Source organism: Streptomyces sp. NPDC030840, assembly GCF_055572015.1.
On sequence record NZ_JBVIEE010000007.1, the window covers coordinates 130,650 to 153,758 of the forward strand.

15 protein-coding genes and 1 pseudogene are annotated in these 23,109 nt (G+C 72.8%); 7 read left to right on the plus strand and 9 right to left on the minus strand.

From position 1 onward, the window contains the following. Positions 1-221: 221 nt before the first annotated feature. The gene (locus ACZ49J_RS17660; RefSeq protein WP_467449014.1) at positions 222-1,469 is read right to left on the minus strand and encodes a polyamine ABC transporter substrate-binding protein; all 1,248 of its coding nucleotides are present in this window, start codon (positions 1,467-1,469) and stop codon (positions 222-224) included. 91 nt (positions 1,470-1,560) lie between these two features. Continuing rightward, complete coding sequence (locus ACZ49J_RS17665; protein WP_467449015.1) at positions 1,561-3,099, minus strand: gamma-aminobutyraldehyde dehydrogenase; 1,539 nt, start codon at positions 3,097-3,099, stop codon at positions 1,561-1,563. A 200-nt stretch (positions 3,100-3,299) separates the two neighbouring features. On the opposite strand from ACZ49J_RS17665, the gene ACZ49J_RS17670 reads away from it, so the two are divergent. Beyond that, positions 3,300-3,851 carry an NADAR family protein gene (locus ACZ49J_RS17670; RefSeq protein ID WP_467449019.1) on the plus strand — a complete coding sequence of 184 codons (552 nt, stop codon included), beginning with the start codon at positions 3,300-3,302 and terminating at the stop codon, positions 3,849-3,851. On the opposite strand, the gene ACZ49J_RS17675 is transcribed toward ACZ49J_RS17670, so the two are convergent. Further along, positions 3,848-4,582 (minus strand): DUF4190 domain-containing protein, encoded by a 735-nt coding sequence (locus ACZ49J_RS17675; RefSeq protein WP_467449020.1) that lies wholly within the window; start codon positions 4,580-4,582, stop codon positions 3,848-3,850. The genes ACZ49J_RS17670 and ACZ49J_RS17675 overlap by 4 nt on opposite strands. A 591-nt stretch (positions 4,583-5,173) precedes the next feature. Here ACZ49J_RS17675 and ACZ49J_RS17680 point away from each other — a divergent pair. Beyond that, positions 5,174-6,324: pseudogene (locus tag ACZ49J_RS17680) on the plus strand (adenosine deaminase). Positions 6,325-6,385: 61 nt separating this feature from the next. Next, positions 6,386-7,069 carry a glycerophosphodiester phosphodiesterase gene (locus ACZ49J_RS17685; RefSeq protein WP_467449021.1) on the plus strand — a complete coding sequence of 228 codons (684 nt, stop codon included), beginning with the start codon at positions 6,386-6,388 and terminating at the stop codon, positions 7,067-7,069. 31 nt (positions 7,070-7,100) lie between these two features. On the opposite strand, the gene ACZ49J_RS17690 is transcribed toward ACZ49J_RS17685, so the two are convergent. Next, the gene (locus tag ACZ49J_RS17690; protein WP_467449023.1) at positions 7,101-8,801 is read right to left on the minus strand and encodes a sigma-70 family RNA polymerase sigma factor; all 1,701 of its coding nucleotides are present in this window, start codon (positions 8,799-8,801) and stop codon (positions 7,101-7,103) included. Between the two features lie 472 nt (positions 8,802-9,273). On the opposite strand from ACZ49J_RS17690, the gene ACZ49J_RS17695 reads away from it, so the two are divergent. Next, the gene (locus ACZ49J_RS17695) at positions 9,274-10,440 is read left to right on the plus strand and encodes a serine hydrolase domain-containing protein (RefSeq protein ID WP_467449024.1); all 1,167 of its coding nucleotides are present in this window, start codon (positions 9,274-9,276) and stop codon (positions 10,438-10,440) included. Here the strand turns inward: ACZ49J_RS17695 and ACZ49J_RS17700 are convergent. Further along, positions 10,437-16,451, minus strand: coding sequence for a WD40 domain-containing protein (locus ACZ49J_RS17700; RefSeq protein ID WP_467449026.1), 6,015 nt, complete (start codon positions 16,449-16,451; stop codon positions 10,437-10,439). The genes ACZ49J_RS17695 and ACZ49J_RS17700 overlap by 4 nt on opposite strands. A 137-nt stretch (positions 16,452-16,588) precedes the next feature. Here ACZ49J_RS17700 and ACZ49J_RS17705 point away from each other — a divergent pair, with 137 nt between their 5' ends. Beyond that, complete coding sequence (locus ACZ49J_RS17705; protein WP_467449027.1) at positions 16,589-17,944, plus strand: SLC13 family permease; 1,356 nt, start codon at positions 16,589-16,591, stop codon at positions 17,942-17,944. Between the two features lie 6 nt (positions 17,945-17,950). Here the strand turns inward: ACZ49J_RS17705 and ACZ49J_RS17710 are convergent, their stop codons facing one another. The 4 genes from ACZ49J_RS17710 to ACZ49J_RS17725 form a co-directional block, all read right to left on the minus strand. Further along, complete coding sequence (locus ACZ49J_RS17710) at positions 17,951-18,850, minus strand: inositol monophosphatase family protein (protein WP_467449028.1); 900 nt, start codon at positions 18,848-18,850, stop codon at positions 17,951-17,953. After that, positions 18,813-19,502, minus strand: a complete 690-nt coding sequence (locus tag ACZ49J_RS17715; RefSeq protein WP_467449029.1) for a hypothetical protein — start codon at positions 19,500-19,502, stop codon at positions 18,813-18,815. Before ACZ49J_RS17715 ends, ACZ49J_RS17710 begins: the two co-directional genes overlap by 38 nt. Positions 19,503-19,553: 51 nt before the next feature. Next, complete coding sequence (locus ACZ49J_RS17720; protein WP_467449032.1) at positions 19,554-20,519, minus strand: hypothetical protein; 966 nt, start codon at positions 20,517-20,519, stop codon at positions 19,554-19,556. Between the two features lie 167 nt (positions 20,520-20,686). Beyond that, positions 20,687-21,181 (minus strand): hypothetical protein, encoded by a 495-nt coding sequence (locus tag ACZ49J_RS17725; RefSeq protein ID WP_467449034.1) that lies wholly within the window; start codon positions 21,179-21,181, stop codon positions 20,687-20,689. A gap of 226 nt (positions 21,182-21,407) precedes the next feature. On the opposite strand from ACZ49J_RS17725, the gene ACZ49J_RS17730 reads away from it, so the two are divergent. Together ACZ49J_RS17730 and ACZ49J_RS17735 are read left to right on the plus strand one after the other, a co-directional pair. Then, positions 21,408-22,001: an RNA polymerase sigma factor gene (locus tag ACZ49J_RS17730; protein ID WP_467449036.1), complete on the plus strand. Its 594-nt coding sequence runs from the start codon at positions 21,408-21,410 to the stop codon at positions 21,999-22,001. Beyond that, the gene (locus ACZ49J_RS17735; RefSeq protein WP_467449039.1) at positions 21,998-23,062 is read left to right on the plus strand and encodes a hypothetical protein; all 1,065 of its coding nucleotides are present in this window, start codon (positions 21,998-22,000) and stop codon (positions 23,060-23,062) included. The genes ACZ49J_RS17730 and ACZ49J_RS17735 overlap by 4 nt, the downstream gene beginning before the upstream one ends. The last annotated feature ends 47 nt before the right edge of the window (positions 23,063-23,109 follow it).

The following is a 23,109-nucleotide window of genomic DNA, read 5'->3' on the forward strand; positions in this document are numbered from 1 at the left end:
CACGATCCAGCGCCGCCCGCCCGCATATTCCAGCCCCTCCGGCGTTTGAGGAGCGGGGGTCCGGGGGCCGGCCCCCGAAACGGGGTTTGGGGCGGAGCCCCGAAACGAACGGGGGTCCAGGGGGCGCAGCCCCCTTGGCGGGGTCGAAGGGGCGGAGCCCCTGGGGATGGGACGGGTAGGGGCGGCGGGGGCGAGCACCCCGCGCCGCACCCGCCGGAGGCCTACGCCCCCGTCAGCTTCGCGAACTTCTCCTCGTACGCCGTCTCTTCCTTCCCACTCAGCAGCCGGAAGGCATGGGACTTCGCGGCCATGGCCTTGTCGGGAATGATCAGCGGGTTGTCCGCCGCACCCTTGTCGATCTTCTCCAACTCGGCCTTCACCCCGTCGACCGGGCAGACGTAGTTGATGTACGCGGCGAGTTCGGCGGCCGGCCGGGGCTCGTAGTAGTAGTCCATGAGCCGCTCGGCGTTCGTCTTGTGACGTGCCTTGTTGGGGATCAGCATGTTGTCGGTGGACGTCAGATAGCCGCTGTCGGGGATGACGAAGTCGACGTCGGGGCTGTCCGCCCTGAGTTGCACGACGTCACCCGCCCAGGCGATGCAGGCCGCGAAGTCGCCGCTGGTGAGGTCGGAGGTGTAGTCGTTGCCGGTGAAGCGCCGTATCTGGCCCTTGTCGACGGCCTTCTGGAGGCGGGCGATCGCGGCGTCGTAGTCGTCGTCCGTGAACCTGGCCGGGTCCTTGCCCATGTCGAGCAGGGTCATGCCGACGCTGTCGCGCATCTCCGACAGGAAGCCGACGCGTCCCTTGAGCCGGGGGTTGTCGAGCATGTCGGAGACGGACGTCACCTCGACGCCGTCGAGCGCCTTCTTGTTGTACGCGATGACGGTCGAGATGCCCTGCCAGGGGTACGAGTAGGCGCGGCCCGGATCCCAGTCGGGACTGCGGAACTGGGAGGACAGGTTGGCGTAGGCGTGGGGCAGGTTCTCCGGGTCCAGTTTCTGGACCCACCCCAGACGGATCAGCCGGCCGGCCAGCCAGTCGGTGAGGACGATGATGTCGCGGCCGGTGTCCTGGCCCGCGGCGAGCTGGGGCTTGATCTTGCCGAAGAACTCGTTGTTGTCGTTGATGTCCTCGGTGTACTTGACCTTGATACCGGTCCGCCGGGTGAACTGGTCGAGCGTGGGGTGGTGCTTCTCGCTGTCGTCCACGTCCATGTACTCGGTCCAGTTGGAGAAGTTGACGACCTTCTCCTTGGCCGAGTGGTCCTCCGCGGAGACGCCTCCCTGGCTCTTGCCCGCCGCGGGGATGCCGCAGGCGCTCAGCGCGCCGGCGCCGCCGATCGCGAGCGCGCCTCCCGCGGAGGCACGCAGCAGCGACCGGCGGGTCAGGGACGCCCGGCCGTTGCGGAGACTGCGTCGCATCGCGGCAAGTTGGGCCGGGGACAGGGGGTCTGGCTCGTACTGCTCCATGCGCGTGGTGCCCTTCCGGGAGGTGTGGCCGTGATCGGCGGCAGGCGGTGTGCCGCCCCGCTGTGGACGTCCGGCCACAGCGGGGCGGCGGCTACGGCCGGTCCCCGAAGACCGTGCGGTGCCAGTCCTTCGCGGCGACCGCGGTGTTGTCGAACATGACGTGCTTGATCTGTGTGTACTCCTCGAACGAGTACGCGGACATGTCCTTGCCGAAGCCGGACGCCTTGTACCCGCCGTGGGGCATCTCGCTGATGATCGGAATGTGGTCGTTCACCCAGACGCAGCCCGCCCTGATCTCGCGGGTGGCGCGGTTCGCCCGGTAGACGTCACGGCTCCAGGCGGAGGCGGCGAGGCCGTACGGGGTGTCGTTGGCGAGCCGGATGCCCTCGTCGTCGCTGTCGAAGGGCAGGACGACGAGGACCGGACCGAAGATCTCGGACTGGACGATCTCGCTGTCCTGGGCGGCGTCCGCGATGAGCGTGGGCCGGTAGTAGGCGCCGTCCTTGAGGTCCCCCTGGGGAGCCTCGCCGCCGGTCACCACGCGCGCGTGGGCACGCGCCCGGTCGACGAAACCGGCCACCCGGTCGCGATGGGCGTGCGAGACGAGCGGCCCGAGGTCCGTACCCGGCGCGAAGGGATCGCCGAGCCGGACGGTCTCCATGAGGGCGGCCGTCCGCGCGACGAACTCGTCGTACAGGGGGCGTTGGACGTACGCGCGCGTGGCCGCCGTGCAGTCCTGCCCGGTGTTGATGAGCGCGCCCGCGACCGCGCCGTGCGCGGCGGCTTCGGGATCGGCGTCGTCGAAGACGACGAAGGGCGCCTTTCCGCCCAGTTCCAGGTGGATCCGCTTGACGGTGGCGGTGGCGAGCTCGGCGACACGCTTGCCGACGGCGGTGGACCCGGTGAACGAGGTCATGGCCACGTCCGGGTGCGCCACGAGGTGCTCGCCGGCCTCCTTGCCGGTGCCGGTGACGATGTTGACGACGCCGTCCGGGATGCCCGCCTCGATGGCGGCCTCGGCGAAGAGGAGCGAGGTGAGAGGGGTGAGCTCGGCGGGCTTCAGGACGATCGTGTTGCCCGCGGCGATCGCCGGGAGGATCTTCCAGGCGGCCATCTGCAGCGGGTAGTTCCAGGGCGCGATCGAGCCGACCACACCGATGGGTTCACGGCGTATGTACGAGGTGTGGTCACCGGAGTACTCGCCCGCGGACTGCCCCTGCAGGAGCCGGGCGGCCCCCGCGAAGAAGGCGGTGTTGTCGATGGTGCCCGGGACGTCGAACTCACGGGTCAGCTTCAGCGGCTTGCCGCACTGGAGCGACTCGGCGCGGGCGAAATCGTCGGCACGGTCTGCCAGCACTGCGGCGAAGCGGTGCAGCGCGTCGGAACGCTCGCCGGGGGTGGTGGCGGCCCAGCCCGGGAAGGCCGCGCGGGCCGCGGCGACGGCGGCGTCCACGTCCTCGGTGCCGGCGAGCTCGTAGGTGTACACCTCGGCGCCGGTGGCCGGGTCGACCACGGTGTGGGTACGGCCCGAGGTCCCCTTCCGCGTGCGGCCCGCGACGAACTGCGCGCCGTCCGCGAAACGGTCCTGGGCCGGGAAGCGGATCGGGGTGGCGGTACCCGGGTCGTGCATGTGGCTCTCCTCGGTGTCCCTGGCTGAGGGCCGGCGCAGCTCAAGCCCGATTTGAGTGCCGATCCTGACAGAGCACCGGCGCCTCAACAAGGGATTCCGTTGTTTCCTTTTGGTTACGCGACGGAATCTGTCGACCAGGTGCTCAGTCGGCATGGAAAACGGGGGACGGACTGTCAGTGGTGCGTGCCAGACTCGTCGGCATGGTGAAGATCGATTCTTGGGACGCCCTGGTCGGGGAGGTCCGCGCGGGGGCGAGGGTCAAGTACCTGCACTTCTGGGGGCATCGGCCGCGGCCCGACGGGCGGGTCGGCGCGAGCTGTCTGAGCCAGTGGTGGCCGTCGCCGTTCACGGTGGACGGGGTGGAGTACGCGACGGCCGAGCACTGGATGATGGCGTCGAAGGCCCGGCTGTTCGGCGACGCGGAGGCGGAGAAGAAGGCGGTCACGGCCGCGAGTCCCGGGGCCGCCAAGAAGGCCGGACGGCTGGTGCGCGGCTTCGACGACTCCGTATGGGAGCGGGAGCGGTTCGGGATCGTCGTCGAGGGCAGCGTCCACAAGTTCGCGGCGCACGCGGACCTCAGGGAGTTCCTGCTCGGCACGGGAGACCGAATACTGGTGGAGGCCAGCCCGCTGGACCGGGTGTGGGGCATCGGCCTGGCCGCGGACGACGAGCGGGCCGCGGATCCCGAGCGCTGGCGAGGGCTGAACCTGCTGGGGTTCGCCCTCATGGAGGCGCGGGAGCGGCTCGCCTAGGGGGCGCCCACCACGAGTGACGTGGAAGCCACCGAGGCAGGGTAGTCGCCGCCCAGGCCTTCGCCGTCGTCCGAGACCGCGACCAGGAAGGCGAACGCGACCCCTGCCAGGACCAGGCCGGCCGCTCCGCAGATGATCCCGGCGAGGGCCTGCCCCGGGTTCGTGGCCTCGCCCCGGCGCGCCTTGGCACGGCCGATCACACCGAAGATCACCGCCAGTACGCCGAGCACGATGGCCAGCGGCCACAGACAGAACCCGGCGGCGGCGATGATCCCCAGGACGAGCGAGGCGACCCCCATCCCGTTGCTCGGCGCGGGCGGCATCCCGGGCCAGCCGTAGCCCGGGGCGCCGTGGTACGGGGTGCCGTGGTACGGGGTGCCCTGGTCACCGTGGGCCGGATAGCCCGGGTACCCCGGGGACTGGGAGTACTGGGGGTATCCGTACGGCACGTGCACGGGCCCCGGGCCGTCGGGGCTGATGGGCGGCGGGGGGACGGGCTCGCTGTGACCCGAGGGCGCGTGGGGGGCGCCCGGCACGACGGGCGCCTGGGCCGTGGGCGGCGGGAAGGAGGCGTGGGACGGAGAGGGGGCAGAGGGATGGGCCCACTGCTGGGGTTGTGCCTGCGGGCCCGCCCACGTGCCGGGGGCCGGGAATCCGGGGGCGGCCACCGGATACCCGTACGCCACCGTCTGCTGGTGGTGCGCGGAGGACGGCCCCGGTGGCGTGTTCACAGACGACACGGTGTCCGCGGGCGGCGCCCACGGGTTGGACATGGGGGCGGAGGGGCTCGACGGTGGCTGCGCAGTGGCGGGCGGGTTGGGCGCGGGCTGCCCGGCAGCGGACGGGGTCGCCGCGGCAGCCGGAGGAGTCGGCCCGGAGACCGGCGCGGTCGGTCCGGAGACCGGCGGGGGGTGTGCGGCGACAGGCGGGGGCTGTGCGGCGACAGGCGGGGGCGGCTTGTCGAGGTGTGGCGTCGGTGCGGTTGCCGGCTTGTCCAGGTGGATCCCGGGGGCCGCGACCGCATCCTGCGGTTCGGTGCCAGTATCGGCGCCTGGGCCGACGGGAGGTGCAGGCGCTGTGTCCTCCGGTTCGGGGCCGGCTCCGGCCCCGTCACCGGCGCCAGTCGGCGTGTCCTCCGAAGGAGCGGGCGTGGTCGGGGCGCCCTTCTCCGTGGGCGCCCAGGGGCTCTGACCGGGGCTGTCCGGCGGCTGCGGCGTCTGTGCCTCGTCGGACATGCGCGGGACCCCCTTCGTCGTACGTTCCGTCATGCTACGGCCCATGCCTCCCCCGCACGGGCCGCCGCCTACGATGATCCCCGAGTCATCGATCAGCCGATCACCCGCGTCCCCGGCCACGGCCCGGGGGACGCCGTTCCCGGGGAGGAACCTTGACCGACCACGTCTCCGTGCCCGAGGGCCCGACCAGCGCCACCGGCGCGGCCGCCCGCGACCTGCACGCCTTCATCGCCGGCCTCCCGAAGGCCGAACTGCACGTGCACCACGTCGGCTCCGCCTCCCCCCGCATCGTCTCGGAACTGGCCGCCCGGCACCCCGACTCCAAGGTGCCCACCGATCCCGAGGCCCTCGTCGACTACTTCACCTTCACCGACTTCGCCCACTTCATCGACGTGTACCTGTCCGTGGTGGACCTCATCCGCACCCCCGAGGACGTACGGCTGCTCACCTACGAGGTCGCCCGGGACATGGCCCGGCAACAGGTGCGCTACGCCGAGCTGACCATCACGCCGTACTCGTCCACCAGGCGTCGCATCGACGAGCGCGCCTTCATGGACGCGATCGAGGACGCCCGCAAGGCGGCCGAGGCCGACTTCGGGACCGTGCTGCGCTGGTGCTTCGACATCCCCGGCGAGGCGGGCCTGGCCTCCGCCGAGGAGACGACCCGGCTGGCCACGACCGACGGTCTGCGCCCGGAGGGCCTGGTGTCGTTCGGGCTCGGCGGGCCCGAGATCGGCGTACCGCGTCCGCAGTTCAAGCCGTACTTCGACCAGGCCATCGCCGCCGGGCTGCACTCCGTGCCGCACGCCGGTGAGACCACCGGTCCTGAGACGGTCTGGGACGCCCTGAAGGAGCTGCGCGCGGAGCGCATCGGGCACGGCACCAGCTCTGCGAAGGACCCCGAACTCCTCGCCCACCTCGCCGAGCACCGCATCGCCCTGGAGGTCTGCCCGACCTCCAACATCGCCACCCGCGCGGTGCGCACGCTCGACGAGCACCCGCTCAGGGAGTTCGTGCGGGCCGGAATCCTCGTCACCATCAACTCCGACGACCCGCCCATGTTCGGCACGGACCTCAACAACGAGTACGCCGTCGCCGCCCGCCTCCTCGACCTCGACGAACAGGGCCTGGCCGCACTCGCCAAGAACGCGGTGGAGGCGTCCTTCCTGGACGCGGCGGGCAAGGCGCGGATCACGGACGAGATCGACACGTACACCTCCGCCTGGCTGGCCCCCTGAGATCCGGGACCACCGGGATCCCGCCCTCCGGCCCCGCCCGGGGGACAGCACAATGGGGCCCATGCGCACCGTGACAGCCGTGGCCCATCGCGGCCACCCCTACCGTGTCCGCGAGAACACGATCGACTCCCTGCGCTCCGCGCTCCGGGCGGGCGCGGACGCGGTGGAGATCGACGTACGGCTGACCCGGGACGGCGTGCCCGTCCTGCTGCACGACGCGACCCTGAAGCGGCTGTGGGAGCAGGACCGGCCGCTGGCCACGCTGTCCTCGGACGAGGTCCGCGGACTCACCGGCGGCGGGGTGCCGACGCTGGCGGACGCGCTGCTCGCCGCCGGCGACAGCCGCCTGATGATCGACCTTCCGGGCGCGGCCGACCCCCGGGCGGTACGGCGGGTCGTGGACGTCGTCCGGGAGTGCGGGGCCGAGGAGCGGGTCTACTACTGCGCGGGCGCCGACACGATGCTCGCCGTGCGCGCCGCCGCCCCGTCCGCCGAGATCGCCCTGACCTGGACGACGCTCGCCCCGCCCCGCCCGGCGCTCCTCGCCGCCGTGCGCCCGCGCTGGCTCAACTACCGCTTCGGCCTGGTGACCCGGGAACTCGCCGCCCGCGTCCACCGCGACGGCTACCTGCTGTCGGTGTGGACGCCCGACACCCGTCGCTCGATGCGGCGGCTGCTGGACGCGGGAGTCGACTCGATCACCACGAACCGGATCGAGACGCTGTGCGCCTTGCGGAAGGTGTAGCCGACCGACTGCCGCACGCGGCACCGGACCGCTACACGCGGGACCGCTGAGGGACGGTCGCCGGGTCGGCCGGGGTCTGGCGGGTGAGGTACTGCGGCACGGGGGCGTCGTCCTTGCCGGTGTCGCGGACGAGGCCGTAGCGCTTCGCGCCGTCGGGGGGCCCGGTCAGCACGTCCTTCTCCACCTCGTCCCAGGTGGTCGGGAAGACGTTCAGGCCGTAGTCGGCGCCCCGCTCGTTCACGGTGAGGGTGACGCTGCCGTCGACGTAGAAGTACTCGTTCTGCCACATCTGCTGGGTGCCGGGCGGCAGGACGGCGTAGCCCGTGGTCGAGTTGCCCATGCCGGTGGCGGAGGGGTCGGTGCTGCTGACGGGGTCGTCCATGCGGCGCCCGCCGCCCGAGGCCACGTGGAAGAGCCTGCCCTTCAGACCGGTCCAGGCCGGCATGACCAGGCTGCCCGCCCGGTACTGCGGCGAGATCTGCCAGCGGACGAGGACGTAGCCCTGGCCCTGAAGCGTCACACTGTCCCCGCGGTGGTTCATGGTGGCGTGGGCGCCGCCGGTGCTGGTGACGCCGGACTCGGGGCGGTGCGGCAGGGCCGCGGGCTCGATGTCGGGAGCGGGGGCCCGGTCGACGGCGTCGACGACCGTGCCGTACAGGTCGGCCTTCTTCGGGCGCTTCGGCGAGGGTGAAGGGGAGGGAGAGGGGGAGACGGACGGGGTGGGGGACGCCGACGGGGTGCGCGCCGGCGGGCGGGCCGTACTCGCGGCCGTGGGGGCGACCGCGCGCGGCGGCGGGGCGTCCGGGGGCTGCGTGACGACGTACGCGCCGCCCGCGACGATCGTCGCTCCCGCCGTCACCGCCACGGCGGGCTGGGTGAGCGCGCCCAGGAGCTTGGCGGACCAGCCGACGGTGGTGGCGGTGGCCGTGGCGGCCACCGCGGTCTTGCCGCCGAGCGCCAGTGACAGGGTGAACCCGACGGGGACCGGGACGAGCGCGATCCCGACGAGGAGCCGCTCGGCCGGCACCACCGCCCGGCCGGGTGCGGCGCAGTAGGCGCAGCCCCTGATGTGACGGGCGAAGCGCTTGCGCCACACCGAGTCGGGCCGGCCGTTCCAGCGGCCGGTCAGCTCGCGCAGTTCGGGGCAGGCCCCGTCGAGGGCCCGGACGATGCCGCGCGCGGTCTCCAGGCGTGCCTTCATGCGCTGGACGCGCACGGCGGCGTGCTGCCGGCTGATGCCGACCGCGGCGGCGAGTTCGCGCCGGGTCAGCTCACCGGCGACTTCCAGCCACCACAGGGACAGCAACTGCCGGTCGTCGCCGTCGAGCCAGCGCACCGCCTCGGCGACCTCGCGCCGCTGTCCCTCCAGTTGCAGGCGCAACACCGTGAGCTCGGCGAAGTCGGCGGCGTCGCGGGCCACGTCCTCGGTCAGCCGGTCGGCCGGCCTGCGGCGTGCCCGGTCCCGTATCTGCCGCATGGCGATCGCGACGAGCCAGGACCGGAAGCTGTCGGGATCACGCAGCGCGCCGAGGTTGCCGACGGCCCGCAGCATGGTCTCCTGCACGACGTCGTCGACGTCCGCGTGGCCGTTGAGGGCGCGGCCGACGATGTTGTAGACCAGCGGCAGCCAGCCTTCGACGAGCTCGTCCAGGGCACGCCGGTCGCCGGCCTGTGCGGCCGCGATGGTGGCGCGCCACTGTCGCCCGTCCACGTGCGTCCTCTCCGCCGTCACGCGCCCTCCGGACGTACTTTCTCAGCCATTCCGGCGTGTTTCTCAGCCAGTGCGGCGAGTTTCTCAGCCAGTCCGGGGAGGGACGGGCACGGAAGTCCTGGACGGCGGCCGCGACACCGCCACAGGACATCCCAATCCGGGCGAAGCCGACGCCGGCCCGCGACGGAGATCACAGTCTCGCTCCTGCGCGTGGGGGACAGGTGACGTGTGTGGAGACGGGGTGGAGGCGGCGGGGATAACAGTTTTTTCACCGCCCCCGGACCGCCCGCCCCCGGACCGCCCGCACCCGGACCGCCCACCCTGGATCGCCCGGCCCGGTCCGCCACCGGCCCCGTCCGCCACCGGCCGCGATTCCCCTAGGGGCTCCCCGAGGGCCGGCTCGGGGGACGGCGCCCTCCTCAGTGATGATCCATGAGCGGCGCCCCCGCAGCATGATCACGGTCAACGCCCGTCTGTCACCGAGGAGTCGCCGATGCCCACTCGTACCCGCTCAGCCCTCGCCGCCCTCGCCTCCACCCTCGCCTCCGTCCTCGCCCTGGGCACGGCGGCCGGCCCCGCGGTGGCCACCGCCTCCCCCGCGCCTCCGCCGCCCACCCGCTGCGACACCACGGGCCCGCACCCCACCGCGCTCTGCGAGGCGATCTCCGGGCTGCCGGACAGCGACGCGACGGCCGCGCTCGTCCGGGTCGGCGGCACCGCCGGCACCTGGCGGGGCACCGCCGGGGCCCGCGACCTGAGGACGAACCGCCCGGCCCTGGAGAACGGGCGCTTCCGCGCCGGCTCCACGACGAAGGTGGTGACGGCCGCGATGGTGCTGCAGCTGGCCGCCGAGGGGGACGTGGACCTGGACGAGGACGTGGAGACGTACCTCCCGGGCCTCCTCCCCGACACCTTCGAGTTACCCGTCACGGTGCGGCACCTGCTGACCTGCACGAGCGGGCTGCAGCGGGGCAAGGACCTCGGCCCGGTCAACGGCGAGGGCTACGACAACCGCTACGTGACCCTGACTCCCGAGGAGGTGGTGGCCTCGTCGGTCGCCCAGGGCCCCGCCTTCGACCCGGGTGAGCGGCAGAAGTACCAGAACATCGACTACACCGTGCTCGCCATGCTGATCGAGCGGGTGACGGGCGACTCCTACGAGCACCAGGCGTCCGTGCGCGTGCTGGAGCCGGTCGGCATGCACGACACGTCCTTCCCCGGCGGCCCGGACCCCCGTATCCACGGGCCGCACAACCGCGGCTACCAGCTCCTCGCGGACGGGCGCCTGGTCGACGCCACCGAGTGGAACATGTCCGACCGGTGGGCCGTGGGCGACATGATCTCGACCACGGCGGACCTGGAGAAGTTCCTGGTCGCCCTGTTCCGCGGAGAGGTCGTGCCGCAACCGCTGCTGAAGGAGGAGATGCTCACGGTGGCGGACGCCCCCGGCGCGACGATGAGCGCGGGACTGACGCTGCAGAAGCTCCCCGACGGCCGCGAGGTGTGGTTCAAGACAGGCGCCCGCCCGGGCTACAGCACGGGCATCGGCGCAACCGAGAACCTGTCCTTCACCCTGGTGTACTCGGTCAACGCGACCGACGCGAAGTCCTCGGGAGGGAACCCGGTGGTCGACCGGATCATCCAGGCGGCGCTCGGCTAGCCTCGACGAGCAGCCGGACCCGCCTCACCCAGCGGCTCCTCCAGCGGCACGTGCCGCACCCCTGGCAGGTTGCCGTCGAGTTCGCCGGGCTCGAAACGGCACATGCCGACCACGTGCCAGAACTCGCCCGTGACGTCACCCTCGTACTTGTAGCCGCCGGACGGCGCCAGCGCGGCCCAGCCGCCCGGCATCGCGACGAGGGTGGCCCGCAGGGTGACCGGGGCGTCGCCGGAGGCGGTGTCGGAGGCATCGCCGGGAGCCTCGGCGGGGACGTTCCACAGCCGGACCGTGCCGTCCTCGCCGCCGCTGGCCAGCAGGGAACCGTCGGGGCTGAAGGCGACGGCCAGCACGCGGCCGGTGTGGCCCGTCAGGGTGGCGGTTGCGCGGCCGGTGCGGGCGTCCCACAGGCGTACCGTCCGGTCGTCGCCGGCCGTGGCCAGAAGGGGACGCCGGGGGTGGGCCGCGGCCGTCCACAGCTTGCCGGTGTGGCCGGTCAGCCGGTGCGCGGGCGTGCCGTCCTCCCAGATCACGGCCTGCCCGTCCCAGGAGGCGCTGGCCAGCCAGGAGCCGTCGGGCGCGAACGCCACGGCGTAGACCCGGTCGGTGTGTCCGTCCAGGACGGCGCTGATCCGTTGGCCGGCCATGTCCCACACGCGCACCTTGCGGTCGTCGCAGCCGGTGGCCAGAACGGCGCCGTCGGAGCGGAAGGCGATCGCGCGGACCCGGCCGAAGTGCTCGCCGATGGTGGTGACGTGCGCGCCGGTGGCCCGGTACCAGAGCCGTACGGTGTCGTCGTCGTTGGCCGTGGCGAGCAGTTCGCCGTCGGGGCTGAAGGCCTCGGCCCACACGTGGTCCGTCTCGACGTCCATCTCACGCTGGTACTCGCCGGTGGCGGCGTTCCACAGGTACATGTCGCCGTCACTGCTCGCGGTGGCCAGCAGGGTGCCGCCCGGGCTGAACACCGCCGAGACCAGGCGGTCGCCCTGGCCGGTGAGTTCGCGCAGCCGCCGCGCGGTCGCGGAGTGCCACACACCGACGACTCCGTCGTTGCCGCCGGCCGCCAGCATCGAGCCGTCGGCGCTGAAGGAGAGGGTGCCGACGCGCCGTCCGTGGCCGCGCAGGATGCGCCGGCCCTGACCGGTGGCCGGGTCCCAGATCCGTACGACGCCGTCGTTGCCGCCGGTCACCAGCAGGGAGCCGGTCTCCAGGGCGGGCGTGTCGCCGTGCGGACGGAACTTGCACACCCAGACCGAGCCGCGGTGCTCCGAGGGCTGCCGGGTCAGCGGTACGGCGACGGGCCCGCCGCCGGAGGCCGGGCCGGCATCGGGGTCGATCCGCCACAGCCGGACCACCCCGGCACTGTCCCCCGCGGCGAGCAGCGTCCCGTCGGGGTCGAAGAGCACCTGGTACACGGCGCCGCGGCAGCCGCCGAGCAGCCCGGCCGGGCCGCCCGCGGCCAGGTCCCACAGCCGTACGTCCCCTTCGGTGTCCCCGCTCACCAGGAACCTGCCGCGGGGGTGGAAGTCCAGGGTGTAGACGCGGCCCGGGTGGCCGGTGAACTCGTGCAGCACCCGCCGCCCGGTGACGTCCCACACCCGGACCGTGCCCGCGCCCTGCCCGTCGCCCATGTCGCCGGTGGCGAGCAGCGTCCCGTCGGGGCTGAACCGGGCCCGGAACACCGCGCCCCGGTGGCCCGGCAGTTCACCGAGCCGCCGTCCGGTGGCGATGTCCCACAGCCGTACGGCGGCGGAGGCGTCCCCGGTGACGAGAGTGGTGCCGTCCGGCCCGAAGGCCACGGTGTAGACGGGGGCGACGTGGCCGGGCAGCCGCCGCAGCGGCGTGCCGGAGTCGGTGTCCCACAGGGTGACCACGCCCTCGGCGTCGCCGGTGGCCAGCAGGGAGCCGTCCGCGTCGAGGGCGACCGGCCAGACCCCCTTCGGGTGAATACGCAGCACGTGCCGGCACCGTCCGGAGACCGGGTCCCACAGGCGTACGGTGCCGTCGGCGCTCCCCGTGGCCAGCACCCGGTCGCGGAACTTGACCCCGTAGACCCGGCCGGTGTGGCCCTGGAGGGTGCGCAGGGCGGTGCCGGTGACGGCGTCGCAGACGAGCACGCCGCCGTCCTCGCTGCCGACGGCGAGGAGTTCGCCGTCGGGGCTGTACGAGACGGGTTCGGGCAGCCGGCTGGTGCGCATGTCGTAGCCGTACGGCACGCCGACCGCGGAGGGCCGGAAGCCGGCGTCTACGGCCATGCCGGGGGCGACGGCGGCGGTGGCCAGTTCGGGGGAGCCGGTCAGGCCGGGCCCGGTGGTGGCCGCCACGAGTGCCGCCCGCCGCCACCGACCGCCCTCGACGCGGGCGCCGGTCAGGTCGGTGCGGATCAGCCGCGCCCGTCGCAGATCCGCGCCCCGCAGATCGGCACCGGTCAGGTCGGCGCCGTCGAGCCACGCCCCGGTCAGCCGGGCGTGGCGCAGCACGGCGCCGGAGAGGTTGGCGCCCACGAGCCGGGCGTCGGTGAGGTCGGCGCGGGTGAGGTCGACGCCGGAGAAGTCGCGGTACGACAGGTCCTCCCCCGCGAGGGCGGCGCCGCGCAGGTCGGTGTGGGCGGGGACCCGGAGCCGGGTGAGGATCTTCACGGCGTTGGCGCGGGCGGTCTCCCCGCCGCGTACGGTCGGCTGCGGCTCGTCCCCGGCGGTGCCGCTCAGCGCGCCCTCGGCCCATTCCTGGCAGACGCGGTGGTCGGCGAGGTCGCACAGGAACTCCACCGCGAGACGGCTCAGTTGCCGTTGTGTCAGCAGGGTGCTGTCGCCTGCGGCCAGCCTGAGGGCGCACTCGCGGGCGATCAGCCACTCCACCACCGAGCCGTGGATGAAACGGAACACACCGTCGTCGCTGCGGACCAGCAGGCTCCCGGAGCCGACGGCGTGCGCGGCCTGCGGCACCGAGAGGCGGCTGTCGGCGAGCCCGGTCAGGGTCTCGGCGACGTCGGTGAGCTCGTCGAGCCGCAGCGAGTCCCGGCCGCTCTCCCACAGGCGCAGGGCGAGCGCGGTGACCGCGTTCCACAGCTGGTCCAGGTCGAGTCCGGGTGCCCGGCCGGGGCCGCCGGTGCCGCGCTGGGCCTCGAAGCGCAGCCAGGCGGTGAGCACTTCCTGGTAGAGCCCGGCGGGGCTGAGGGCACGGCCCGCTCCGGCGACCGCGCGCAGCTGGTCGTCGTCGAGGTCGGCGACGAAGCCGAGCAGCCGGGGGTTGCGGCACAGGTCGAGCAGATCGGGGATGGCGTCCAGGAGCCGCACCCGGCGGTCGGCGGCGCGCTCGTCGCCGTCGTAGCGGTTGACCAGGTAGGCGCGGATCTGCTGGGGCGTGAACTCCTGCACCGCCAGCACCCGGCGCTGCGGGAGCAGTCCGACGCGTTCGCCGAGCGCGGTCAGCACCTGTCCCTGGGAGCGGAAGTGCTGGGTGCGGCTGCTGACCACGATCTTGGCGCTGTCCACGGCGGAGTCCAGCAGCACCTGGAGGCGTTCGGCGGCGCGGTCGTAGCTGACCTGGGTGACGAGTTCGTCGAAGCCGTCGAAGAGCAGCACGATCCGGCCCTGCTGGAGCATGTAGCGGAAGGCGCGCAGGTCGATGTTGTCGACGCCGTGGGCGGCGAGGTGGGCGGCGACCAGCCCCTCGAAGGAGTAGGCGCGGTCCAGCGCGTGCAGTTCGACCAACAGCGGGACCAGGTGCGGCAGTTCGGCCGGGATGCGGCGGGCCAGCTCGCGCAGCGCGAAGGTCTTGCCGTGGCCGAAGTCGCCGAGCAGCAGCAGGAAGCGGCCCTGGTCGGAGTCGAGCAGCCGGAGCATGTCGTCGACCAGCCCGTCGCGCTCCTCGGCGCCGAGGCGCTCCACCTCCCGGTACCGCTGCGGAAGGTACATGTCCGGCGGGTAGCGGGGGTCGGTGCGCAGCCGCTCGCTCTGCGCACCCACGTATCCCCGCAGGTCGAGCAGGCCCTGGAACTCGGTGAAGCTGCGCACCCGTACACCCCTGCGGCGGGCCAGGTCGCGCAGTTCGCGGGCGGGCGGCGGGCCGTCGTGGACGAGTTCGGCCTCGGTCTCGGAGTCCGCGGCGTGCACGAGGGCGACGAAACGCTCGACGTCCTGCGCGGTGGGGGTGCCGGTGTGCACGGCGACCCTCTGCTGCCGTACGAAGCCCGACTGGGTCCAGGTGACCAGGAGTTGGGGCACCGGTCCGGCCACCGGGCGGATCTGGGCGCCCTCGTGGCGGGTGCGGCAGACCTCGGCGACGCGGGCGAGCAGCGCCTCGGCCGGGGACTGCACGGCACGCGGCTCGGGCTCCCCCGGGGCGGCCGGGCCTTCGGCGGTGTGCGTCGTGGCGCTTGCCGGCTCCCCGTCGACGGCCGGTCCGTGCGGGTCGGGGCCGAAGGCGCGCTGGGCCCGCCGCCACCCGGTCTGTATCCGCTGCGGCTGTGCCTGTTGGTGTGCCAGTTGGTGTGCCTCTTGCTGCGTGTCTCCCTGCCCCTGCCAACTGGTCAGGCCGTCGCGGCTGATGCGGAGCAACTGGTGCCGGCCGGGCCCGTCGGCACCGAGCACCCGCACCTCACTGGAGGCGGTGGTCAGGACCGGTTGGGCCCCGGGGCCCGCCGGGCCGTGCAGCAGCAGGTGCAGGCGGGGCGCGGTCAGCCGGGTCAGTACGTCGGTGTCGCGCAACGGGCCGGCGCCGTCCGGGGAACCGGCGCGGGAGGCACCGGAACGGGCGGCACCGGTACGGGTGGCCGTCCCGGGTGGATGGCGCAGCACGCCGATCCGCAGCCACCCCTCGTCCTCGTACGGGCGCAACGCCTGCGCGAACCAGGCGGCCTGCTCGGGGCCGACCATGCCGTACTGGTCGTCGAGGCGGTGGCTGTAGGCCATCGAGGAGTTCAGTCCCGCGACGACGGTGTGCAGTTCGGGCACGGGGAAGAGGGTCCACGGCTGGTCGCTGTCGAAGACCGCGTCGAGGCCCTGGTAGAGCTCCTGGAAGAGCCGGGCGAAGTGGCGCCACTTGGGCCAGTACGGCGGCCGGGGCGGCATCTCGTCGGCCTCACAGGTGCTGAAGTAGGCCCGGCAGGCGGCCTGGTTGACGTCCCGGCCGCCGGGGACGAGGGCGACCCGGTGCGGTTCGAGGCCGAGCAGCGCGCGCAGACCGGTGAGGAAGGCCAGCGCCTGTTCGAACTCCCGCGGACTGCCGGAGGCGGTCAGGTCGCCGGTGACCACCAGCAGGTCGGGGGCGGGAGCTCCGGCGTCGGTGAGTTCGACGAGGTCGCCCCAGATCGCCGCCTGTAACTCGGCGGGGTCCTGGCCGCGGCCGAATGCGGGCCCGGCCAGGTGGAGCACGGTGACGGCCTCGCGCACCCGGGCGTCCTCCTGCGTGCGCGGGTACACCGGCGGTGCCGCGGGCCTGCGCCGCCCGGCCCAGCCGGGACGGCCGAGTGGTCTCCCGGGCGGCGGGGCGGTCGGCGCCGCCGGCGCGGGGTGGGCCGGGTGGCTGCCGTTCCCGCCCGGGTAGCCGGGGCTCAGGCTGGGCCGGGCGCGGCCGTCGAGGGCCTGGCGGACCCGGGTGAGGAGCAGCTCCCGGGCGGCCGAGGCGTCGGTGACGGGGACCAGGTCGACGTAGGTGATGGTGGCCAGCAGGCCCTCCACCGGGATGTCCTCGATGCGGACGGTGAGGAGTCTTCGCTCCGGGGCGTCGGGGTCGGCGCGTAACGCGGCCTGCCATTCCATCCGGCCGTAGCGGGAGCGCTCGTAGTTGCGGGACAGTACGGCGATCACGGCGGCGGACTCGCTGACCCCGCGGTCCATGAAGTCGACGAAGTTGGTGCCGGGCACGAAGTCCCATGCCTGGAGGACCGTTCGGTACCCGGCCTCCTCCAGGGTCCAGGCGATCCATGACGCCCAGCGTTCGTCGGCCGGTGAGTAGCTGACGAAGAAGTCCAATGGCCCGGTTTCCCCCGGGGTGATCTGACGAGCCACCATATATTCATGATGCAATGAGAGAGCCTCGGTATGAACCGTTTTCGCGACGCCGCCTGTGGCTGAAAGGCCCGGCCGGGACCGGCGGTCGTGAACAGCCCCTGGTCACAGCCGGGCACAGATGTGCGACGCTTCCGTCCGTGCGTGTCTTTCTGCGTCTGCATGTGCTGGACAGGGTGGCGATCGGCCTGCTGGTGGTCGGGCTGCTGTGCGTGGCGACGGGGTTGCTGCCCACCGGGTCGGCGGGCGACGCGATGACACGCGTCGCACCGCTGCTGGCGTTCCTCGGCACGGTGATCGTGCTGGCCGAACTGACCAGCAAGGCCGAGGTCTTCGACGTGGTGGCGGCGCGGGTGGCACGGGCCGGACGGGGCAGCTACGCGGCCCTGTTCCTGCTGTGCGTGGCGTTCGCCTCCGTCACGACCATCGCCCTGAACCTGGACACCACCGCCGTGCTGCTGACGCCGGTGATGCTGGCGCTCGCCTCGCGGGTCGGCATCGCGCCGGTGCCGCTGGCGATGACGACGGTGTGGCTGGCCAACACGGCGAGCCTGCTGCTGCCGGTCTCCAACCTGACGAACCTGCTGGCGGCGGACCGGGTCGCGCTCTCCCCGCTGGGCCTGGCCGGCCGGATGTGGGCACCGCAACTGGCGGCGATCGCGGTGACCATGGTCTGCCTGTGGCTGTTCTACTGGCGGCCCGGAAGGCGGGCGAAGTCCGCTGGGTCCCCTGCGCCCGAGGCCCCGGAGGCGGACGTGCCCGCCCGTACCCGCGTCCCGTCCGCCGGGCCCGGCGCCGCCCGCGCGGACGACGTACGAGCGGGCGGCTCGGGGGACGCCGGCGACGCGGGAGCGGTGGGTGACGCGGGGCCGGGGAACTCCGGCCGCTACCGGACGCCCGAGGTGCACCGGCCCGCCGACCCGGTGCTGTTCCGGGCCTGCGGGCTCGCCTGCGCCGGCTTCCTGCTGGCCATCCTGGTCGCCGACGTGGAGCTGTGGGTGGCGTCGGCGACCGCCGCGGCCGTCGCCGTGGCGGCCTTCGCGGTGCGCCGCCGCTCGGCGCTGCGGCTGTCGCTGGTCCCGTGGCGGCTGGTGGTGATGGTGCCCGGGATGTTCCTCGTCGTGGAGACGGTGAACGCCAACGGGCTGCACGACCTGCTGGCTGCCGCGGTCGGCGATGACGGCGGCCTCTGGGGCCTGTTCCGGGCGGCGGCGGTCGGCGGTGGCCTGTCGAACGTACTGAACAACCTCCCCGTCTACCTGGCCGGCGAGGCGGCCGTCCCCGTCGGCAACCACGACCAGCTGCTCGCACTGCTCATCGGCACCAACGTGGGCCCGGTCGTGACGCCGTGGGCCTCACTGGCGACGCTGCTGTGGTACGAGCGGTGCCACGCGTACGGGGTGCGCGTGCCGGTCGCGCGGCTGATGGGCACGGGCGCGGTGCTGGCCGTGGCCGCCGTGGTGGCGTCGGTGCTGGCGCTGACCCTGACCGGGTAGGCGGCGTCACGGTACGGGGCCACGCGGCGCTGCCACGGCGGCGGACTCCGCGACCAGCTCCAGCAGACGCGGCAGCAGCTCCGGCCGCCCCGCAACGAAGGAACGCTCGGTGTCCGGCCCGGTGAAGCCGCCGCGGAACTCCCGTCCGTCCAGGTGCCGGAGGGCCACTCCCGCCTCACGCGCCAGCAGGGCCCCGGCCGGCAGATCGATCGCCTCCGCGCGGTATCCCACGAACCCGTCGATGTCCCCGCGGGCCAGCATGGCCCAGGTCAGCAGCGGCGCCCACAGCTGGAGCAGCCGCCGGGACCGCATCTCCAGGGTGTGCTTCAGGGCGCGGGCCGCGGGGTCGCCGCGCCCGACCGCGTGGCCCTGCGTCCAGGCGAGCAGCGGACCGGCCGGCGACAGCGGACGGCCACCGGCGGCGCGGGTGAGCCGCCCGCGCGGCCCGTGCGCGCCGCCGCCGCGCAGCGCCGACCAGGTGCGCCGGGTCACCGGGTCGTGGACCACGCCGACCACCGGTGCCCCGTCGACGCACAGGGCGATGCCCACGACGTAGGCGGGCAGCCCGATCACCACGTTGTTGCTGCCGTCGAGCGGGTCCACGAGCCAGGTGCGGCCGCGGCCGTCGCCACCGTCGCCGCACAGCTCCCCGGACTCCTCGGCGAGGATCCGGTCGTGCGGGAAGCGCTCCCGGATGCGGTCCACGACGATGCGTTCGGCCATCACGTCCAGATCGGTGACGACGTCGCCGTGCTCGCCCTTGGGACGGGCGGCGAACCCGTCCGGGAACCGGGACCGCAGCAGCGCCCCGGCCTCCTCTGCGGCGGCCACCGCCGTACGGCGCTCGGAGGTGAAGCGGGACGAAGGGTCAGGCGGGTGGGTCGGCAGCGGGGGGCTCGGGCTCATGGATCCTCCTGACGGCGGCCTCAGCGATCCGGGCCGTCTGGGTCGCGTCACAGGTCCTGCGGACCATCCGGTGCCCCGGCGCCCGTAACGGGCCCAGCGAGAGGTCCGCCCGGCCGGGCAGCGTCCGTCCCAGCACCAGCGTGGCGGTGGGGCGGTCGTCCGGCAGCACCGTGGTGTGGAACTCACCCGCGGGAAGGGCGTAGGTCTGGCCTCGTACGCTGGTCCGTTCCACTCCGGGCAGACAGCGCACCAGCCGCTCGGTCGGCCGCAGTTCGTCCACGCCGGACGGGTCGCTGTGCACCTCGAACACCCGGTGGGTGGGCTTCTCGGTCTCCTCGTGGACCCCTATGTGCCGGTTGCCGAGCCGCCCGTAGAGCACCGTACTCGTCAGGTCCCAGCTGTGGGAGTGCACTTGGTGCGCGGCCTCCGGTGGGCCGGTCCGCCCGGCGGGCCCGGCTCCGCCGAACACGTGGACGCAGACCCCCCGGGGACCGTCGCGGAGGATCGGCAGGCAGATGAATCCGAGGGGATGGTGCACCGCGCGCAGGGCAAGGCGTCCTGAGGCGACCTGCTCCAGCTCCGACACGGCGTGCCGCATCAGCTCGGCGGCGGCCTCCCGCCGGGCGGCCCGTTCCAGGGCCGGGTAGTCCATCGCTCCCCCTTCCGGCCACCAGTGGGCCGAGTGTCGCCGTCGACGCGCCGCTCATCTCCGATAGGGGTCCTCCGCCCGCAGCGCCCTGTCGATGATGTCGCCGACGTCCCGGTCGGTGAGACTCGCCGGCAGCGGAAGACCGAGCCGGTCGAGCAGCCGTCTGGCCTCGTCCACGGTCGGCTCGTCACTGAGCGGCGTGGCTTCCCGCAGGTCGAGTTTGACGGCCTGCTCACGGCTCTGGTGCAACTCGGTGACGTAGTAGTCGTAGAGCGGCCGGCCCCGCTCGACGTACAGGCTCACTCGGCGCGGGTCGTCCTGGGTGATGATCAGGCAGGTGTCGGACAGGTCGAAGCGCAGGGTCGGTGCCACCGACGACAGGTGCACGTCGATCTCCAGGGTGTCCAGCCGCTGCCGGTGCCAGGCGGCGGCGAGCACGGTGGCGTACGACTCCTTGCTGGTGCGCTCGGCGGTCCACTCGGGGAACGCCCCGCCGTCGCCGCGGTGGCCGAAGGTCCGGCGGAACCGCGCGTACGCGGCGCACACGCGGTCGTCGGCCGGGTCGATGATGTCGATCTTCATGCTGAGGTGGCGCCGCTGCCGCTTCGCCTCCTCGACGCACTCGGGCAGCGTGACGGCGCGCAGATAGGTGCCGGTGCCCCCCTTGAACACCCAGCGGGCGGTGTTCCGGCGGGCCTTCTCGTGCGCCACGGCCACCTCCGGTCCGGACAGGGTCCGCACCATGGCCAGGTCCTCGATCGCCCGGCTCGTCCCCTCGGTCGCGCTCCGGATGTCCGTCAGCCGCCGCCGTCGCTCGGTCAGCGATCCGTAGACCAGCGCCGCCAGGACCAGCAGGGTGGCGCCGGAGACGATGTTGTTGTCGAAGCTCTCGTCCAGGACGTCCAGTACGCCGATGACCAGCGCGACACCGATGGCCACGACACCGTCCGCGTTCCTGACCGCCCACGCGATCCGGTCCTCGAGCCGGCGCCCTGACGGCTGCGGTGCGTTCCGCGTCACGTCCCACCCTCCCCCGACGGCGACCTCCCATGGTAGGAGCAACGGCAGGCGACGGCCACGGTGCGTGAACCGGCCTCCACCGCGGGTGTGCGGCGGAGGCCTGCGCATGACCGCGGCGTCGGGACGATGTCCGGTGGGCCGCGTCCGTACCGTGGGACCCGCTCGCTTCAGTGCAGGGGGAAGTACAACTCCCACGGCCACACCAGGCCCAGGTCGTGGAGTACGTACGTCAGCACGTGCCAGACCGGCTCGATCGCCACGGCAGCCAGCAGCGCGTAGAACACCGCGGCCTTCGACTCCCGCCACCAGTGAGCGACCACGCCGTCCGGCCGGAGGGGCGCCCCCGCGACCGCGGGTGGGCGGCGCCACGCGGCGACCACCCAGGAAGCGGTGTGCCCCACGGCCCGGCCGAGAAGGCAGCGCGCCGAGCGGGCCAGCGCCGGAAGCCCCCAGCTGAGGAGGCTCACCGCTGCGCACCCCACGCAGAGGGCGCCCACGGTCACGCACAGAACGGCCAGCGGATCCGGGCCGGCCCGGCCGGCGCCTTCCACGCCCACGGCCAGGAGGGCCGTCCCCGGCGCTCCGGGAACTCCGGTGCGCAGGGCCACTCGTTGCAGGGTCTGGGTCGACACGGTACGGCAACCGCCGGTGCGCCTTTCCACGGTGCTCCACTTCCTTCGCGTCCTCGGAATTCGGAATCAGGGGATGTCCCGACGCCGTAGACGCGGCAGCGGTGGCGCGCGTTACCGCCGCTGCTTCCGCGGAGCCCTCCCCCACCGATCACCTCACCCGAATGGGTGATAGCCAGAAAAACAGGTAACGCCCCTCGCGACGGGCGCGTCATGGGTGAGGTCAGCCGGCACCTGTCGACCGAGGAGCAGCGCGCCCATGACTCCACTGCCCCGTAAAAGAGTGCGAGGTAAGCGATTTGAGACGTGGGACGAGTTCTTCACCGACTGTGCCGAAAAGTTGTACCGAATCGCGGACTGTCTGTCCTTCGGCGTTCCCGATTTCGACGGCGAGGGCGAAATGAACATGATCCTCGCCAAGATGAAGATCAGCTGGGACACCATCGACCATGCCAAGGCGTTCGCCTACGCCCGTTGCGCGCTGAGGAACGCCCTTGCCTCACACACGCGCAAGAATCGCCCGTACATGATTCCGCTCCAGCAGACCTCGCGGGACGGCGAGGTGTTCTCCGTCGACCTTCCCGACTCCGCCCCCACCCCCGAAGAGTCGACGACCAGTGGCGACCTGCTCAGGCGAGTCCTGGAGGTGGTGCACCAACTGCCTCCCAGAGACAAGGAGGTGCTGACCTTGGCCTACGCGGGACACACGCCGGCAGAGATCGCCGACTTGCTGGACGAGAATCCCGGCACCATTCGCAAGCGCCTGCACGATGCCCGGGACAGGTTCCATCACACCTGTGACGGCGAGCTGCGGCGGACTCTGACGCAGAAGATCACGAAGGAGGTCCGATGATGCCCGCCCGGATCGTATCCGTGCTGAGGACCTTCATCAGCGTCGCTTCGGGCTGGGGGTGGCGCCGCTTCTCCCCGCTGGGACGGGCGCTGCGGGCAGCGGAGAAGAAGCACGCGGCGGCCCGGGCGGAGTGTCGTCGGCAGCGGGACCGGCAACTGTCGGAGGCGCTCGGGTCCTCGCTCAGGCAGTGGGGCCCCGAGCAACTCGAGCGGAAACGCGCCGAAGTGAATCTGATGGTCGACCTCATGACATCGCTCGAGCCCACGACGGCACAGGGGGGTTCGAGCGTTCAAGCCGCCGGCAGGCAGAGGAGTTCGGTCTCGGGCAGGCAGGAGGCGGCCGCCGGCTCGCTTCCCTCCAGCGATACGCGGTCGAACGTGGGTGTCCTCGACCAGGACTCTTCCGACGACACCGAAGAAGCGCGGACACCGCTCGAAACGCATGCCGTGAAGCACGGCCACTGGATGCTCGTCGTGACCGTCGCGGTGGTCCTCGCCGGCATTTTCCTGTCCTTCCTGGAGCCCCCGGCCCCTCCACCGCAGGCCTCCGTCGTGCCGGGCACAGCCGAATACGCAGACGCAGATGACCTGGACAAGGCGCTGCGAAGTTACCGGCGGGAGAGCCTTGTTCCGGAGAACGACTATTCCGAGCGCGACGGTTTCACCGAATACCACGCGGCAGTTCGGCGCCCCGGTGCCGTCGGCGCCTACGAGACAGCCATGCGGATTCAGTTCGCCGAGTATCAAGGTGCGGGCAGGACGTGGTGTGTTCTCGTCGATCCCGCTTCGAGGGACTGCGCGACCGCCATGCAACGAAGCTTCGAAGCGCGGGAGCCTGCCCGCCGTGCGGTTCTCCAGGTCAGCTCGTCCATCGGAAAGGTGAACAACGACGAGACCTCCGTCGAAATACTGCTGCGTCTGGGAAACACACACCAAAGCTCGTTCCCGCTGCGGTGGGTCGACGGACGCTGGCAGGCCAACCGCAAGACCGTTCACACCGCCCGGCAGAACGGAGGGGTCTACACCATGGTCGTGCTGGATGCGTGCGGCCGGAACTGCTAGTCCGACCGGGACGCCGAGCGCGCGAGCTGTCTGCGGGGCCGCTCCCG

Excerpts from the sequence above, each read along its gene's own strand:
- ACZ49J_RS17660 (WP_467449014.1), bottom strand. The coding sequence starts at position 1,469 with ATGGAGCAGTACGAGCCAGACCCCCTGTCCCCGGCCCAACTTGCCGCG.
- ACZ49J_RS17665 (WP_467449015.1), bottom strand. The coding sequence starts at position 3,099 with ATGCACGACCCGGGTACCGCCACCCCGATCCGCTTCCCGGCCCAGGAC.
- ACZ49J_RS17670 (WP_467449019.1), top strand. The coding sequence starts at position 3,300 with ATGGTGAAGATCGATTCTTGGGACGCCCTGGTCGGGGAGGTCCGCGCG.
- ACZ49J_RS17685 (WP_467449021.1), top strand. The coding sequence starts at position 6,386 with ATGCGCACCGTGACAGCCGTGGCCCATCGCGGCCACCCCTACCGTGTC.
- ACZ49J_RS17695 (WP_467449024.1), top strand. The coding sequence starts at position 9,274 with ATGCCCACTCGTACCCGCTCAGCCCTCGCCGCCCTCGCCTCCACCCTC.
- ACZ49J_RS17700 (WP_467449026.1), bottom strand. The coding sequence starts at position 16,451 with ATGGTGGCTCGTCAGATCACCCCGGGGGAAACCGGGCCATTGGACTTC.
- ACZ49J_RS17710 (WP_467449028.1), bottom strand. The coding sequence starts at position 18,850 with ATGAGCCCGAGCCCCCCGCTGCCGACCCACCCGCCTGACCCTTCGTCC.
- ACZ49J_RS17715 (WP_467449029.1), bottom strand. The coding sequence starts at position 19,502 with ATGGACTACCCGGCCCTGGAACGGGCCGCCCGGCGGGAGGCCGCCGCC.
- ACZ49J_RS17730 (WP_467449036.1), top strand. The coding sequence starts at position 21,408 with ATGACTCCACTGCCCCGTAAAAGAGTGCGAGGTAAGCGATTTGAGACG.
- ACZ49J_RS17735 (WP_467449039.1), top strand. The coding sequence starts at position 21,998 with ATGATGCCCGCCCGGATCGTATCCGTGCTGAGGACCTTCATCAGCGTC.